Origin of the sequence: Silicimonas algicola, assembly GCF_003148765.1 — a bacterium.
GTDB classification, from domain to species: domain Bacteria; phylum Pseudomonadota; class Alphaproteobacteria; order Rhodobacterales; family Rhodobacteraceae; genus Silicimonas; species Silicimonas algicola.
The window spans coordinates 199342-213697 of record NZ_QGGV01000001.1; the positions used below are offsets into that span (position 1 = coordinate 199342).

A 14356-nucleotide genomic window follows, 5' to 3' on the forward strand; every position below is an offset into this window, starting at 1 on the left:
ACAAGGCCGCCGCCCGCATCCGGTCTCAGCCGGCGTCCTTGTAGCTGACGGTCTTCACGTCAGAATCGGGATCGGACTTCTGTCGCCGCACGAGAAGCCGATTCAAGGCGTTCACATAGGCCTTAGCCGAGGCTACCACCGTATCCGTGTCCGCGGCCTGGCCGGTCGCGATGCGACCTTCCTCCTCCATTCGAACGCTCACGGTGGCCTGGGCGTCCGTCCCTTCAGTCACGGCATGAACCTGATAGAGCTGAAGCCGAGCCTCGTGCGGGAACAGAGCCTTCACGGCGTTGAAGGTCGCATCCACGGGTCCGTCTCCCTGGGACGTCGTCCGCAGTTCCTTCCCGTCTATCTCAAGGATCAGATCCGCCGACTGGGGCGCTTCGGTGCCGCAGATGACACGCAGGAACTTGACCTTGATGCGGTCGTGCGCGTCCCCTGTCTCCTGGTCACGCATGAGGGCAATCAGGTCGTCCTCGAAGACCTCTTTCTTGCGGTCGGCCAGCGCCTTGAACCGGACGAACACGTCGTTGAGCTGGTTGTCGGCCAGGTCGAAACCCAATTCCTTCAGCTTCGCTCGCAGCGCGGCGCGTCCCGAGTGCTTGCCCATGACGATGTTCGTCTCGGACAGACCCACGTCCTCGGGACGCATGATCTCGAAAGTCTCGGCGTTCTTCAGCATTCCGTCCTGGTGAATGCCGCTTTCGTGCGCGAAGGCGTTCTTGCCGACAATTGCCTTGTTGTACTGCACGGGGAAGCCTGAGACCGTCGAGACCCGGCGCGAAATGTGCATGAGCTTCGTCGTGTCGACACCCGTCGTCCAGGGCATGATGTCGTGACGCACCTTAAGCGCCATCACCACCTCTTCCAGTGCGGTGTTACCGGCCCGTTCGCCCAGGCCGTTGATCGTGCATTCGATCTGCCGCGCCCCACCCTCGACGGCGGCAAGCGCGTTCGCCGTCGCCATGCCGAGGTCGTTGTGGCAATGCGTGGCGAAGATCACCTCGTCGGCCCCCGGCACGGTCTCGATCAGCCGACGGATCAGGTCGGCACTTTCGCGGGGCGCCGTATAGCCGACCGTGTCGGGGATGTTGATCGTGGTCGCACCCGCCTTGATCGCAATCTCGACCACGCGGGCGAGGTAGTCCCACTCGGTCCGGGTGGCGTCCATGGGCGACCACTGCACGTTGTCGCAGAGATTCCGCGCATGCGTCACGGTGTCGTGGATGCGGTCGGCCATCTCGTCCATCGTCAGGTTCGGGATGGCGCGGTGCAACGGTGACGTCCCGATGAAGGTGTGGATGCGCGGGCGCCGCGCGTGCTTCACGGCCTCCCAGCACCGGTCGATGTCCCTGAAGTTGGCTCGGGCGAGGCCGCAGATCACGGCCTGTTTCGATCGCCGTGCGACCTCGCTCACCGCCTCGAAGTCCCCGTCCGAAGCTATCGGGAAGCCGGCCTCGATGATGTCGACGCCCATGTCGTCGAGGAGTTCGGCGATCTCCAGCTTCTCGGAATGGCTCATGGTGGCGCCAGGGCTTTGCTCTCCGTCGCGCAGTGTCGTGTCGAAGATTACAACACGGGTCTGGTCTGTCATGGTCTTGATCCTTGTGTCCTTAGCTCTGGTCCCGGCGCTGGAGCTCCTCTGAGCGGTCGCGCCGAAAAGGCACGCTCAGAGGCGGCTAAGGAGAAGAAGCAGGTCGGCGGCAGAAAGGCCGCAGGAGGGGATATGTCTCACCTGGTTCATGCCGAAAGAGGATAGGCAGCGGGGCCAGCCTTGTCAAAGCCTTCCCAACCCACCTAGTCGGGCGCGTGAAGCGCCGACTGACGGATGACCGCGCCTTCCAGCCAGCCCGGCTCCATCGTGGGCACCGAAGCGAGAAGAAGCGCGGTATAGTCAGGATGGGGGGGAGAAAGGATGTCGTCCTTCGGGCCCTGCTCGACGACGCGACCCTGGTGCATCACCACGATTTCGTCCGCAATGGCCCGCACCGTCGCAATGTCGTGCGTGATGAAGATGTAGGTCACGCCAAGCTCTTCCTGAAGGCGCATAAGCAGTTTCAGGATGCCTTCCTGCACAACCTGGTCGAGCGCCGAGGTGACCTCGTCGCAGATCACTAGGTCAGGTTCGGCGGCAAGGGCGCGGGCAATGCAGATCCGCTGCTTCTGCCCGCCTGACAGTTCTCCGGGCAAGCGGTCGGCGAAGCTCTCGTCGAGTTCGATCAGCTTCAGAAGTCGCGTCACCTCTTCCTCGCGCGCGCGTCCCTTCAGCCCGCGATAGAAGGTTAGCGGTCGCCCGATGATTTCCGAGACGCGATGCCTCGGGTTCATCGCCGTGTCGGCCATCTGGTAGATCATCTGGATGCGGCGAAGCTGCTCCTTGGATCGTCCCTTGAGCGCGGGTGGAAGGCCGGCGCCGTCGAAACGAACGGTGCCCTCGATGGGCGGCAGAAGCCCCGTCACCACGCGCGCGGTCGTGGACTTGCCCGAACCGCTTTCGCCTACGACGGCAATGGTCCGTCCCTTGGGGACGCGGATCGTCACGTCGTGAAGGACGGGCTTCGAGCCATAGGCTGCCGTCACACCCGCGATCTCGAGAATAGGCTCGGAGGCGGCCCGTGCCGGCTTCTCGATTGAGCGCACAGCCCAGAGGGACCGGGTGTAGGGATCCTTCGGGCGCGCCAGCATCTCGGCCGTCTCGGCCTCCTCGATCTCCCGCCCGTGTCTCAGGACCTTGATCCGGTCGGCCATCTGAGCGACCACGGCAAGGTCGTGAGTGATATAGATCGCCGCCGTATCGAAGCGTTCGACCGCCTCCTTCATGGCGGCCAGCACATTCACCTGCGTCGTCACGTCCAGTGCCGTCGTTGGCTCGTCGAAGATGATGAGGTCGGGACGCGCGCTCATCGCCATTGCCGTCATCGCCCGCTGAAGTTGCCCGCCCGAAACCTGATGGGGATAGCGAAATCCGATGGTGTTTGGCTCCGGCAGCTTCATCGCGGCATAAAGCGCCTTGGCGTCCTCGACCGCTTCGGCCTCGGGGCGAAGGCCGTGGGCCAAGGTCGCTTCGACGGTCTGGTCGATCAGACGGTGCGCGGGGTTGAAGGCTGCGGCGGCGGACTGGGCGACATAGGCGATACGCGATCCCCGCAGAGCTTGCCGCTTCGTCTCGCTCGCGGTCATCAGGTCGATGCCGTCGAACACGATCCGGCCGCTGGTCAGGCGGCAACCGGGCCGCGCGAAGCCCATGGCCGCGAGACCAAGGGTCGATTTGCCGGCGCCCGATTCTCCGATGAGGCCCAACACCTCACCCCGGCGCAGGGTCAGGCTCACGCCCCGGACAATCGGATGCCAGCGTTCGTCCGAGAACCCGTCGATGACGACGTCGCGCATGTCGAGAAGAAGGTCGTCCGCCATGTCGTCCCTCACACCTCGTCCCGCAGACCGCTTGTCTTGATGAGGAACCAATCCACCACGAAGTTCACGGCAATGGTCAGAAGCGCGATCGCTCCGGCCGGCAGCAGCGGCGTGATTCCGGCTTTGAGGTCGTACTGCGCGAACTGGATCAGCGAGGCGTTTTCGCGAACCATCGAGCCCCAGTCGGCCGTCGGCGGTTGAATTCCGACGCCCAGGAACGACAGCGCCGCGATGGTCAGGAACACGAAGCAGAAGCGCAGACCGAATTCGGCGACGAGGGGCGGCATGATGTTGGGCAGAATCTCGCGGCGCATCACCCAGCCAAGGCCTTCTCCGCGTAGGCGCGCGGCCTCGACGTATTCCATCACGGCGACGTTCATGGCCACCGCCCGCGTCAGACGGAAGACCCGCGTCGAATCGAGAAGGGCGATGATGACGACCAGCGACCAGACCGACGAGCCGAAGATCGACAGAAGCATCAGCGCGAAGATCAGCGACGGGATCGCCATGAGCACGTCGATCGCGCGGGCGAGGAACTGGTCCACCCACCCACGGCTGATCGCGGCGGCAAGCCCAAGGCCTCCTCCCACGAGGAAGGCCAGTAGGGTCGTGACGACCGCGATCCCGATGGTGTTCCGCGCCCCGTAGATCAGACGCGAGAAGATGTCGCGCCCGATCTGGTCTGTTCCGAAGACATGCCCGTCGCCCCAGGGCAGGTAGGCTCCGAAGCTGCTGTCCGCCTCACCGTAAGGTGCGATCAACGGCGCCAGCAAGGCCACCACCATGTAGATCGCGATGACGATCATCCCGAACCACGCCGTGAGAGGCGCGCCCTTCAGAGCGATCCACGCCTTCTGAAGGCGGCTTCGGCGGACCCTTGGCTGGGCCACTTCGTCGAGGGCGGAGTATGTCTCCGGCGCGTCTGTCATCTGGGGTGCAGAAGCCTGGGGTTCGTCGCGATCGACACGATGTCCGCCGTCAGGTTCAAGAGGATGTAGGTGCCCGCGAAGATCAGGGCGCAGGCCTGCACGACGGGAATATCGCGCGAGGTCACGGCATCGACCATCAGCTGTCCCACGCCGGGATAAACGAACACGACCTCCACCACGACCACACCCACGACGAGGTAGGCGAGGTTGAAGGCCACCACATTCGCAATGGGAGCCCATGCGTTCGGAAGGGCGTGCCTGAGGATCACCGTCGACGGCTTCAGCCCTTTGAGGCGCGCCATTTCGATATAGGGCGATGCAAGGAGGTTGATGATGGCTGCACGCGTCATCCGCATCATGTGAGCGACGATGACGAGCGTCAGGGTGAGGCAGGGCAGGGCGCACTTCGTGACCCTTTCCCAGAATGGCGTGGCCGATGTCACGTCCGCGAGGGATGGAAAGATCGGGTTCAGCGTTGCGAGGAAAAGGATGAGGAGATAGGCGACCAGAAATTCGGGCATGGAGATCGTCGACAACGTCACCGCGTTCACCACCCGGTCGTAGATGCCGCCGCGCCAGAGCGCGGCCGTCACCCCCAGGATCAGGGCGAGCGGCACGGCGACGATGGCCGTCATGCCCGCAAGGAACAGGGTGTTCGACAGCCGGGGCGCGATCAGCTCGGCGACCGAGCGCGAACGGTCTATGCCCGAGGACGCCCGGCCCGAGAAGCTTTGCCCCAGATCGCCCTGCGCCACCGAGCCGATCCAGTCGATGTACCGGACGTAGGCGGGCTGATCGAGACCAAGCTCGCGACGGAAGGCGGCCACGGTCTCTTCGGTGGCCGACTGCCCAAGGACGGCCTCGGTGAAATCGCCGGGAAGGAATTCGATGGCCGAGAAGATGATGATCGACACGAGGAAAAGCGTCAGAAGGCCCAACCCAAGCCGCTGAAGAACCGTCGCAAGGATCGGATGCAAGTCTGTCTCCCCGTCGTACGGGCCACTTCCGGGCCGCTTCTGCGCAAGCCTAGCTACCGTCCCCCCGTCTGACAACCGCCCGTAGCACTCCGTCCCGCCGGCAGTGGGCAGGCGTAGCCATCTAACAAAGCAAGGGTGGATCGACGCGGGTTTTCCCGAGCCCGATCAAGTCACGGGGGTGCGACGACTGGACATCGCCTTTCCGAGTGTCTTCTCGGCTCTAGATGCCGGGCATGGAACGAGCTTTGGTCATCGGATCGTCGGGCGGGATCGGAAGCGCCCTCGTCGCGGCGCTTCGCGAAAGGCGCGTCGACGTCGTGGGACTGTCTCGCCGCGACGACGGCCTCGAGATCACCGACGAATCCTCGGTCGCGCAGCTCCTTGGGGCGCTGGATCCGCCCTTCGACCTTGTCATCACGGCAACCGGGGCTCTTGTCGTCGACGGGGCCGAACCTGAAAAAGCCTTGCGGGAGATCACGGCGGAGGGCCTTCTGGGTCAGTTCCGCGTCAACACGCTCGGCCCCGCCCTGGTGTTGAAGCACGCCGTCCGTCTTCTGCCGAGAAATCAACACTCGGTTTTCGCCGCCCTCTCGGCGCGCGTCGGCTCGATCGGCGACAACCGCCTCGGCGGGTGGCACTCGTACCGCGCGTCGAAATCCGCCCTGAACCAGCTTGTGCACGGAGCGTCGATCGAACTTGCCCGCACGCACAAGCATGCTATCGCTGTCTGCCTGCACCCCGGCACCGTGGCAACGCCCTTCACCGCGGACTACGCCGGACACCATCGAACCGTCACGCCGGAGGAGGCCGCGGGCAAGCTGCTCAATGTCGTCGAAAGTCTCGAGCCCTCCGACAATGGTGGCTTCTTCGACTACGCCGGAAGACGGATTCCCTGGTAGTGCCCCGCCTTGTCCTCGTCCTCGGCGACCAACTCACGACACGCGTCGCGGCCCTGCGCGAGGCAGACCTCTCGACGGACGTCGTCGTCATGGCCGAAGTCATGGGGGAAGCGACCTACGTCCGCCACCACGTCAGGAAGCTTGCGTTCTGCTTCTCGGCGATGCGGCACTTCCGCAACCGCTTGCGCAGCGCGGGCTGGACCGTCGACTACACGCAGCTTGATGACGAAGCCGCGCACGACAGCATCGCGGGCGCCATTCTCTCCGCCGCCGACCGTCACGGATCAACGGAGGTCATCGCCACGGAGCCGGGCGAATGGCGGCTTCTCGAGGCGCTTCAGTCCTTGCCCCTGAAAACGACCATGCTGGAAGACGACCGCTTCGTCGCGTCCCACGCCGACTTCAACGCGTGGGCCGCAAATCGGAAAGAACTGCGGATGGAGTGGTTCTACCGCGATATGCGTCGAAAGACCGGCCTTCTAATGGAGGACGGCGAGCCGGCCGGCGGTCAGTGGAACTTCGACCACGACAACCGCAAGCCCGCGCCCAAAGGCATCGACTTCGGTGGTCCCTTGCGATTCTCGCCCGACGGGATAACCAAAGAGGTGCTCACCATGATCGAGCTGCGGTTTCCCGATAACTTTGGCGTGTTGAGGCCGTTCTGGTTCGCCGTTCGAGAGGAAGAGGCTGGGCGCGCCCTTTCGCACTTCATCAAGCACGCTCTCGCGCCTTTCGGCGACTACCAGGACGCAATGCTGTCAAACGACGACTTCCTGTCGCACTCGCTTCTGTCCATCTACCTCAACGCCGGTCTCCTCGACCCGATTGAAGTCTGTGAGGCGGCGGAACAGGCGTGGAAGGATGGGGCGGCGCCCCTGAACGCGGTCGAAGGCTTCATCCGGCAGATCATCGGGTGGCGTGAATACATGCGGGGCATCTACTGGCGCGAAGGTCCGGAGTATGACGCGCGCAATGCACTGAGCCATCGACGGAAATTACCTGAGTTCTACTGGACCGCCGAGACAGAGATGCGCTGCATCCGGCGTGCGGTGGAAGCGACCCGCGACCACGCCTACGCGCACCACATCCAGCGACTGATGGTGACGGGCAACTTCGCGCTTCTGGCGGGCATCGATCCCGCCGAGGTCTACGACTGGTACATGCTGGCCTATGCCGATGCCTATGGCTGGGTGATGGCGGGCAACGTGATCGGCATGAGCCAGTTCGCGGACGGCGGCATCGTCGGATCGAAACCCTACGTCTCGTCGGGCAACTACATCAACCGGATGTCGGACTACTGCGCCGAGTGCGCCTACGACGTTAAGAAGCGGACTGGCGAGGACGCCTGTCCCTTCAACTTCCTCTACTGGCACTTTCTCGACCGGCACCGGGAGAGGTTCCAGAGCAACCCGCGCATGGCCAACATGTATCGGAGCTGGGATCGTCTGGCTGATGACAAGAAGGCAGCCGTGATCGGGCAAGCCAATGCCTTCCTCGACGCCCTCTAGACCGGGATCACGCTCGCGATGATCGGAGGCGCAGCATTCAGCGCGTCCTTCGCGAAGCCGGCCGCGGACTGGTAGCCGTGCATGAACTCCTGCCGCTCATGCGGCGAGATGACGTCGTCGATGTCATCGAACTCGCCACCGCAGCGCTCGTCGACGAGGTTCAGAAGACCGAATGGTCCCGCGCCCCTGTTTCGCAGGACAATCGCGCTGACCGGCCCGCAAAGCTTTTCGTCGTAAGCCCGCAGAGCGGTTGGCGTAGGTCCGTGTGCAAGCATCGCGGCGCCAAGTTCGCGTGCGTCGATGATGGCCTGGCTCGCGCCGTTGGACCCGGTCGGATACATCGCGTGTGCGGCGTCGCCCATGAGTGCGACCGGGCCGTCGATCCACGTATGAACGGGGTCGCGGTCGATCATCGGGTTTTCATAGGCCACGTCGGCGGCGCGTAGCATCGCGGGTACGTCTAGCCAGTCATAGCAGAAGTTGTCGAAATGGTGCGCGAAGTCCTCGACGTCGACCTGCTTGAACCAGGCGTTCTGCTGCCATCCTTCGGAGGCGTCGAGCGTCCGCTCGGCGATCCAGTTGATCGTGGCCAGTCCGTCCGCGTCCGGATGCGAAATAGGGTAGATCACCATGCGATGGCGATGCGTTCCGAGGCCTACAAAGCTGGATCCAGTCCGGATCGGGGCCGCTCGTGTGGTGCCGCGCCACATGACGGCACCGCCCCAATGGATCGGGGGCTGGTCGGGATGCATCTGCGAGCGTATCGCGGAATGGATCCCGTCCGCGCCGATCAGAAGGCGGCCGTGCAGCTGCTCTGTTCCACCATCCTCCGTGGCGATCCGCGCGGCGGCGCCATTCACCGCTTTCGAATAGCCCTTCACCCGCGTCCCAAGGCGGACCGCGTCCGGCCCCAACCGTTCGCGGACCTTGTCGAAGAGAAGCATGTGGAACTCGCCGCGATGGACGGCGTACTGCGGCCAGCGATAGCCCGCGTATGTGCCTCTTGGCTCGGAATAGATCTCTTTGCCGTTCAAACTGACTAGAGCCCATTCGCGCGCGGGCAGACCGACGCGGTCCAGCTCCTCCGGACCGATCCCGAGATCCTGAAGCTCCCGGACAGCGTTCGGCTGGAGATTGATGCCGACGCCGAGCGGCTTCATCTCGCGCGCCGCCTCGAGGACCAGGCAACGCAGACCCACCTGGTGCAGCGTCAGGGCGGTGACGAGGCCACCAATCCCGCCGCCCGCGATGAGAATACGGTCATTATCCAAGCGAGGTGTCCCGTGGCTGGCTGGCTTGACGTCGGATCAGTTCGATTCCGTCGTCAGCACACCATCTTCCCAAGTTCCCGTCCGCTCTTCGCCCGTCGCATAACGGATAGTGCCTTCGCCCTGGCGCTTGCCCTGGACGAAGGTGCCCTCGTAGACGTCGCCGTTGGCGTAGGTCGCGATCCCCTGGCCGTCGATCTCGCCGTCCGTCCATTCGCCCTCGTAGACGAAACCGTCAGGCATCGTGATCTTGCCGGTGCCCTGGCGCTTGCCGCCGACGAAGCCGCCCTCATAGGTGGTGCCATCGGAATAGATAGCTACGCCCTGGCCCTCCCTCTGGCCGCCGACCCATCCGCCCTCGTAGGTATACCCGTCGGCGAAGGTCATCTTGCCCTGGCCGTCCATCTTGGCGTCCTTGAACTCGCCTTCATAGACGAGGCCGTTCGCATAGGTTGCGGTGCCCTTGCCCTCGATCACGCCGCCGATCCAGGTTCCTTCGTAGGTATTCCCGTCGGGATAGACGATGCGGCCCGTGCCATCGGCGAGGTTTGCCTTGAAGGTGCCGGTGTAGACCGAGCCATCCGGATAGGTGACTTCGCCCTCGCCCTCGATCTCGCCTCCCGCCCATGTGCCCGTGTAGACGTAGCCATCGGTGCCGGTGAAGGTGCCGGTGCCCTCGCGCTGGTCGGCCGCGAACATGCCTTCGTAGACATCGCCGTTGGCATAGGTGACCTTGCCTTCGCCCTGGCGCTTGCCTGCGACGAGCTGGCCCACGTAGACGTCGCCGTTGGGCTGTGTCAGGGTGCCCATCCCGTTGATCTGGCCGTCCTTCCACTCGCCTTCGTAGACAAGCCCGTCCGGCATAGTCAGGGTTCCCGTGCCTTCGCGCACACCGCGGACAAGCTGGCCGACATAGACCGCACCGTCGGGATACTCGATCCGTCCGTCGCCTTCCTTGATGCCGCGATTCCACTGGCCGTCATAGACATAGCCGTTCGGGCTTTCCATCCGGCCTGTGCCGTGATGAAGCGCGTCCTGAAACTCGCCCTCGTAGCGGACGCCGTTGGCATAGACCGCCACTCCGGTGCCGTTGATCTTGCCGTCGGCCCATTGGCCTTCGTAGGTGCCGCCGTCGGCGAAAGTGATCTTGCCTCGTCCCTCGGGCTTGCCGTTCGCGAACTCGCCTTCATAGATCGAGCCGTTCGGAAACTCGGCCCGGCCCTGCCCGCGGATCTCGCCCTCGACCCATTCGCCTTCGTAGACATAGCCGTTCGGCAGGCGATAGGTGCCCGTGCCGTCCTGCTTGCCGTCCTTGAAGGTGCCCTCGTAGACCCCTCCATCGTCGTATTGCTTGGTGATGACCTGCTGCGCCGAAGCGATGCCGGCAAAGCCGGCTGCAAGGACCAGAGCCGATAACCCGAGAGCCCGTTTCATCTGCTTTCCCCCGCCTAAACCTGCCTGGGCCTTCGGCCCGTGTTCTCATCCTCGCGGCAAATCTAGTGGAGGCACCCCGGAGCCGCAACGCTTTTCCCGGCAGCCCTTTTCCTTCGGCGGATGTCTCGCTAAGGCGGTTCCGACCGATAGGAGCGTCGCGATGGCTGAGCGATTCAGGCTGACCCTGGGGCAGATGAACCCGACCGTGGGCGATCTCGGCGGAAATGCGGACCTCGCAAAACGCGCTTGGGACGAGGGCCGGGCGGCGGGCGCCGATATGGTCGTTCTGCCCGAGATGTTTATCACGGGCTATCAGACCCAGGATCTCGTGATGAAGCCCGCATTCACACTCGATGCGATGGCGCATGTCGAGCGACTGGCAGCCGACTGCGCCGACGGACCGGTGCTTGGGATCGGCGGTCCGCTCTTGCAGGGCGGCAAGCTCTACAACGCCTACCACATCCTGAAAGCTGGCCGCGTCGTGCGCCAGGTGCTGAAGCACGAACTGCCGAATGAGACCGTCTTCGACGAGGTCCGGCTATTTTCCCCCGGTCCGATCTCGGGACCTTTCGATCTCGGCGTGGTCCGGGTCGGAACTCCCATCTGCGAGGACGCGTGGCACGAGGACGTGCCCGAGGCGATGGCCGAAAGCGGGGCCGAGATCCTTATCGTTCCGAATGGCTCGCCCTACTACCGCAACAAGTACGACACGAGGCTGAACGTCATGGTTGCCCGCGTGGTCGAGACTGGACTGCCGCTCGTCTATCTCAACATGGTAGGCGCGCAGGACGACCAGGTCTTCGACGGCGGCTCTTTCGTCCTGAACCCGCACGGCCGTATCGCCCGCCGCCTTCCTGTCTTCGACGAAGACGTGACTCACGTCGATTTCGAGAAGACCGAAAACGGCTGGCGCGCAATCGAAGGCGAGGTCGCCGAGTTTCCCGACGAGTGGGAGCAGGATTACCGCGCGATGGTCCAGTCGCTGCGCGACTATCTGGGTAAGACGGGGTTCCGGAAGGTCGTCCTGGGACTGTCAGGGGGCGTCGACAGCGCCATCGTCGCAACGATCGCCGCCGATGCCATTGGCCCGCAGAACGTGCGCTGCGTGATGTTGCCCTCGCGCTTTACGTCCCAGACCTCTCTCGAAGATGTGGCCGAGGTCGCGCAGCGGCTGGGGGCGCGGCTCGACACGGTGTCCATCCGCGAGCCGGTCGAGGCGGTCAACGGCGCACTTGCCGAGGTCTTCGCGGGAACGACACCCGACCTCGCCGAGGAGAACATCCAATCGCGCCTGCGGGGCGTGATCCTGATGGCGCTGTCGAACAAATTTGGCGAGATGTTGCTGACGACCGGCAACAAGTCCGAGGTCGCGGTGGGATACGCCACGATCTACGGCGACATGGCGGGGGGCTATAACCCCATCAAGGACCTCTACAAAATGCGGGTCTTCGAGACCTGTCGCTGGCGGAATGCCAATCATCGCGATTGGATGATGGGACCTGAGGGTGAGGTGATCCCGCCGCGTGTGATCGACAAGCCACCGACGGCCGAGCTGCGGGCGGACCAGAAGGACAGCGACAGCCTGCCGGAATACTCCGACCTCGACGTGATCCTGGAGGCGCTGATCGACCACGAGAAGTCGGTAGCCGAGGTTGTCGGGATGGGCTTCGACCGGGACATCGTCAAGAAGGTCGAGCGGCTCGTCTACCTCGCCGAATACAAGCGCTTCCAGTCGGCCCCCGGGCCGCGGCTGACGAAGCGGAGCTTCTGGCTCGACCGTCGCTATCCGATCGTCAATCGGTGGCGCGATCCGTCCTAGACGGCGCCCTCGGTCCGGATATGCAACGTCTCTCCGCAGTGCTTGCAATGCACCGCGTCGATGTCGTGCAGGAAAAGGCCGCAGACCGGGCATTCTTGCCGGACCTTCGTTGGTCGGATCAGGACCTGGAGGAGTCTCAGGAACAACGTCACTCCGAAGATCATCACCGCCACCGCCAGCATCCGCCCGCCAGCGCCTTCGAGCGTGATGTCACCGAAGCCGGTCGTCGTCAGTGTGGTGACGGTAAAATAGAGAGCGTCGGCGTAATTTCTGATGTCAGGGTTCCGGGCCGCCTGCGTGGCATAGATCAGCCCCGTCATGACGAAGAGGAAAACGGCCAGGTTGATCGCGGCCAGGACGACTTCCTCGTTCTTGCGGAAGAATGAGAAGTCCTGCCTGAGTCGGGCGAGAAGCTGGTACGTGTGAAGAAGCCGCATCGTCCGGAGGATGCGCAGGAAGCCCAGGCCTTCTCCCGCCATCGGGGCGAGGAAAGAGGCCACTGCCACCACGTCGGCCCAAAACGAGAGGCGGAGTGGAAGCCTGGCCCTCTGTGCGTCGATCAGGATGCGGATCACGAAATCGGCGAGGATCAGGACGCCGAAGACGATATCCAGCACCTCGATCCACGCCGCGCGTTCGACGAAAGATGTCGCGATGACGAAGACGATCGTCACGACATCGAACGTTAGAAGCGCGTAGCGGAAGCGGTGCGCCGCGTGAGTGTCGTCCTCGTAAAGCGACTTTATCCTGTCCAGCACGCTGCGCCCCGTTCCCGATCGGTGTCAGGACAGTATCGCGGGCAGACCCAAGGGCAAGCGTGTGCGCCGGCGAGCAGGTTCTGTGCGGGGGCGGCGGGTCGACTGTAACGGCGGTCCGGCTATGTCTCTGGCGAACCACCCACACCCAAGGAAATCCCATGACAAAGATAGCCGTCGTCTTCTATTCAACCTATGGCACCAACCACGACATGGCCAAGATTGCCGCCGAAGCCGCGGAGGCAGCGGGCGCCGAAGTCAGGTTGCTGCGCGTACGCGAAACCGCCCCAAAGGAAATCGTCGAGGGTCAGGACGCCTGGAAAGCGCAGCAGACCAAGATGGACGACATCCCCGAGGTGACGCCGGACGACATGGACTGGGCGGATGGGTACTTCTTCTCCGCTCCCACCCGCTATGGCGTCGTAGCGAGCCAGATGCGCGCATTCATCGACACGCTCGGGCCCCTTTGGCAAAAGGGCGGCCTTGCCGACAAGACCTTCACCGCGACCACCAGCGCGCAGAACGTCCACGGCGGACAGGAGACCACACTGATTTCGCTCTACACGACGGTGATGCACTGGGGCTCGATCATCGTGGCGCCGGGCTACACGAGCGAGGTTCTCTTCGAATCCGGGGGCAACCCCTATGGCTTCTCCGCGCAGGCCGGTAAGCTCGACGCGACAGGCGAAAAGGCGATCCGACACCAGGCCGAGCGCCTTGTCGCGATGACGAAGAAAATCCGCGGCTAGGCGCCCCATACCTGCATGAGAAGCCCGTCTCTTCCCGACAGCGGATCGCGGTCGGGAAGAGGTGTCGCCGAGACCAATTTTTCCGCTCTCTCGATGGGCATGTCGCCTGCGCGGATGATCTCAGGGTCTTCCTGTCCCTCCGGGTAGGCGCCGACCACGGCGAACTCGACATCGGACTTTAAGCGCCGATGACCGAAGCCTGCGGGCAGGATCACAACGTCGCCGTCCTGAACCCCGACCTCGGGCCCGTCCGGTCCGCCGATCTGGAGCGTGGCGCTGCCCTTCACGCACACAAGCACCTCGTGCGAGGCAGGATGGAAGTGGTGGAAGTCATAGACCGTCCATACCCAGCTCCCGACCCATCCGTTGGCGCGAAGGAGGTTTTGTACTTCGTCTGTCGATTTGCCTGACGACAGGACGCCCGGCAGGATGACAGCGGGCAACGCGCCATTGTTCGGGACGCCCCCGTTTGCCGGTGTGTCGATCAGCGTATGGGATTGACCTTGATTGCTCATGTGCGCCTCCGAGCTGCCACCTAGTCTGCAGGGCGGGCTGGGAAAGGCAGCCTTTCACCTTGTTGCCCGAGGTCGCACGGCCTACATCG

Annotated in this window: 12 protein-coding genes; 4 read left to right on the plus strand and 8 right to left on the minus strand. The window is 63.8% G+C overall.

Features of this window, described 5'->3' with window-relative positions; translation table 11 throughout:
* Positions 1-25: 25 nt before the first annotated feature.
* From C8D95_RS00960 to C8D95_RS00975, 4 genes are all read right to left on the minus strand, one after another.
* Positions 26-1594 (minus strand): 2-isopropylmalate synthase, encoded by a 1569-nt coding sequence (locus C8D95_RS00960; protein ID WP_109757279.1) that lies wholly within the window; start codon positions 1592-1594, stop codon positions 26-28.
* 203 nt (positions 1595-1797) lie between these two features.
* Entirely contained in the window at positions 1798-3414 is a 1617-nt protein-coding gene (locus C8D95_RS00965; protein WP_109757280.1) for an ABC transporter ATP-binding protein, read from the minus strand.
* Between the two features lie 8 nt (positions 3415-3422).
* The gene (locus C8D95_RS00970; protein WP_109757281.1) at positions 3423-4343 is read right to left on the minus strand and encodes an ABC transporter permease; all 921 of its coding nucleotides are present in this window, start codon (positions 4341-4343) and stop codon (positions 3423-3425) included.
* Positions 4340-5320: an ABC transporter permease gene (locus C8D95_RS00975; RefSeq protein ID WP_109757282.1), complete on the minus strand. Its 981-nt coding sequence runs from the start codon at positions 5318-5320 to the stop codon at positions 4340-4342. The genes C8D95_RS00970 and C8D95_RS00975 overlap by 4 nt, the downstream gene beginning before the upstream one ends.
* Before the next feature lie 233 nt (positions 5321-5553).
* Here C8D95_RS00975 and C8D95_RS00980 point away from each other — a divergent pair, with 233 nt between their 5' ends.
* Complete coding sequence (locus tag C8D95_RS00980) at positions 5554-6219, plus strand: SDR family NAD(P)-dependent oxidoreductase (protein ID WP_109757915.1); 666 nt, start codon at positions 5554-5556, stop codon at positions 6217-6219.
* Complete coding sequence (locus C8D95_RS00985; protein ID WP_109757283.1) at positions 6219-7727, plus strand: cryptochrome/photolyase family protein; 1509 nt, start codon at positions 6219-6221, stop codon at positions 7725-7727. Before C8D95_RS00980 ends, C8D95_RS00985 begins: the two co-directional genes overlap by 1 nt.
* Here C8D95_RS00985 and C8D95_RS00990 read toward each other — a convergent pair.
* The gene (locus tag C8D95_RS00990; protein WP_109757284.1) at positions 7724-8998 is read right to left on the minus strand and encodes a flavin-dependent oxidoreductase; all 1275 of its coding nucleotides are present in this window, start codon (positions 8996-8998) and stop codon (positions 7724-7726) included. The two genes, C8D95_RS00985 and C8D95_RS00990, sit on opposite strands and share 4 nt — an antisense overlap.
* A 36-nt stretch (positions 8999-9034) precedes the next feature.
* A complete protein-coding gene (locus C8D95_RS00995) occupies positions 9035-10429 on the minus strand; it encodes a 2-isopropylmalate synthase (RefSeq protein ID WP_109757285.1) in 1395 nt (464 codons plus the stop codon).
* A 160-nt stretch (positions 10430-10589) separates the two neighbouring features.
* Between C8D95_RS00995 and C8D95_RS01000 the strand changes: the two genes are divergently transcribed.
* Complete coding sequence (locus tag C8D95_RS01000; protein WP_109757286.1) at positions 10590-12248, plus strand: NAD+ synthase; 1659 nt, start codon at positions 10590-10592, stop codon at positions 12246-12248.
* On the opposite strand, the gene C8D95_RS01005 is transcribed toward C8D95_RS01000, so the two are convergent.
* A complete protein-coding gene (locus tag C8D95_RS01005; RefSeq protein WP_206508407.1) occupies positions 12245-13006 on the minus strand; it encodes a potassium channel family protein in 762 nt (253 codons plus the stop codon). The two genes, C8D95_RS01000 and C8D95_RS01005, sit on opposite strands and share 4 nt — an antisense overlap.
* A gap of 158 nt (positions 13007-13164) precedes the next feature.
* On the opposite strand from C8D95_RS01005, the gene wrbA reads away from it, so the two are divergent.
* The gene (gene wrbA / locus C8D95_RS01010; RefSeq protein WP_109757287.1) at positions 13165-13752 is read left to right on the plus strand and encodes an NAD(P)H:quinone oxidoreductase; all 588 of its coding nucleotides are present in this window, start codon (positions 13165-13167) and stop codon (positions 13750-13752) included.
* Here the strand turns inward: wrbA and C8D95_RS01015 are convergent.
* Positions 13749-14267 (minus strand): cupin domain-containing protein, encoded by a 519-nt coding sequence (locus C8D95_RS01015; RefSeq protein ID WP_109757288.1) that lies wholly within the window; start codon positions 14265-14267, stop codon positions 13749-13751. The two genes, wrbA and C8D95_RS01015, sit on opposite strands and share 4 nt — an antisense overlap.
* Between the last annotated feature and the right edge of the window lie 89 nt (positions 14268-14356).

Excerpts from the sequence above, each read along its gene's own strand:
- C8D95_RS00960 (WP_109757279.1), bottom strand. The coding sequence starts at position 1,594 with ATGACAGACCAGACCCGTGTTGTAATCTTCGACACGACACTGCGCGAC.
- C8D95_RS00965 (WP_109757280.1), bottom strand. The coding sequence starts at position 3,414 with ATGGCGGACGACCTTCTTCTCGACATGCGCGACGTCGTCATCGACGGG.
- C8D95_RS00970 (WP_109757281.1), bottom strand. The coding sequence starts at position 4,343 with ATGACAGACGCGCCGGAGACATACTCCGCCCTCGACGAAGTGGCCCAG.
- C8D95_RS00980 (WP_109757915.1), top strand. The coding sequence starts at position 5,554 with ATGGAACGAGCTTTGGTCATCGGATCGTCGGGCGGGATCGGAAGCGCC.
- C8D95_RS00995 (WP_109757285.1), bottom strand. The coding sequence starts at position 10,429 with ATGAAACGGGCTCTCGGGTTATCGGCTCTGGTCCTTGCAGCCGGCTTT.
- C8D95_RS01000 (WP_109757286.1), top strand. The coding sequence starts at position 10,590 with ATGGCTGAGCGATTCAGGCTGACCCTGGGGCAGATGAACCCGACCGTG.
- wrbA (WP_109757287.1), top strand. The coding sequence starts at position 13,165 with ATGACAAAGATAGCCGTCGTCTTCTATTCAACCTATGGCACCAACCAC.
- C8D95_RS01015 (WP_109757288.1), bottom strand. The coding sequence starts at position 14,267 with ATGAGCAATCAAGGTCAATCCCATACGCTGATCGACACACCGGCAAAC.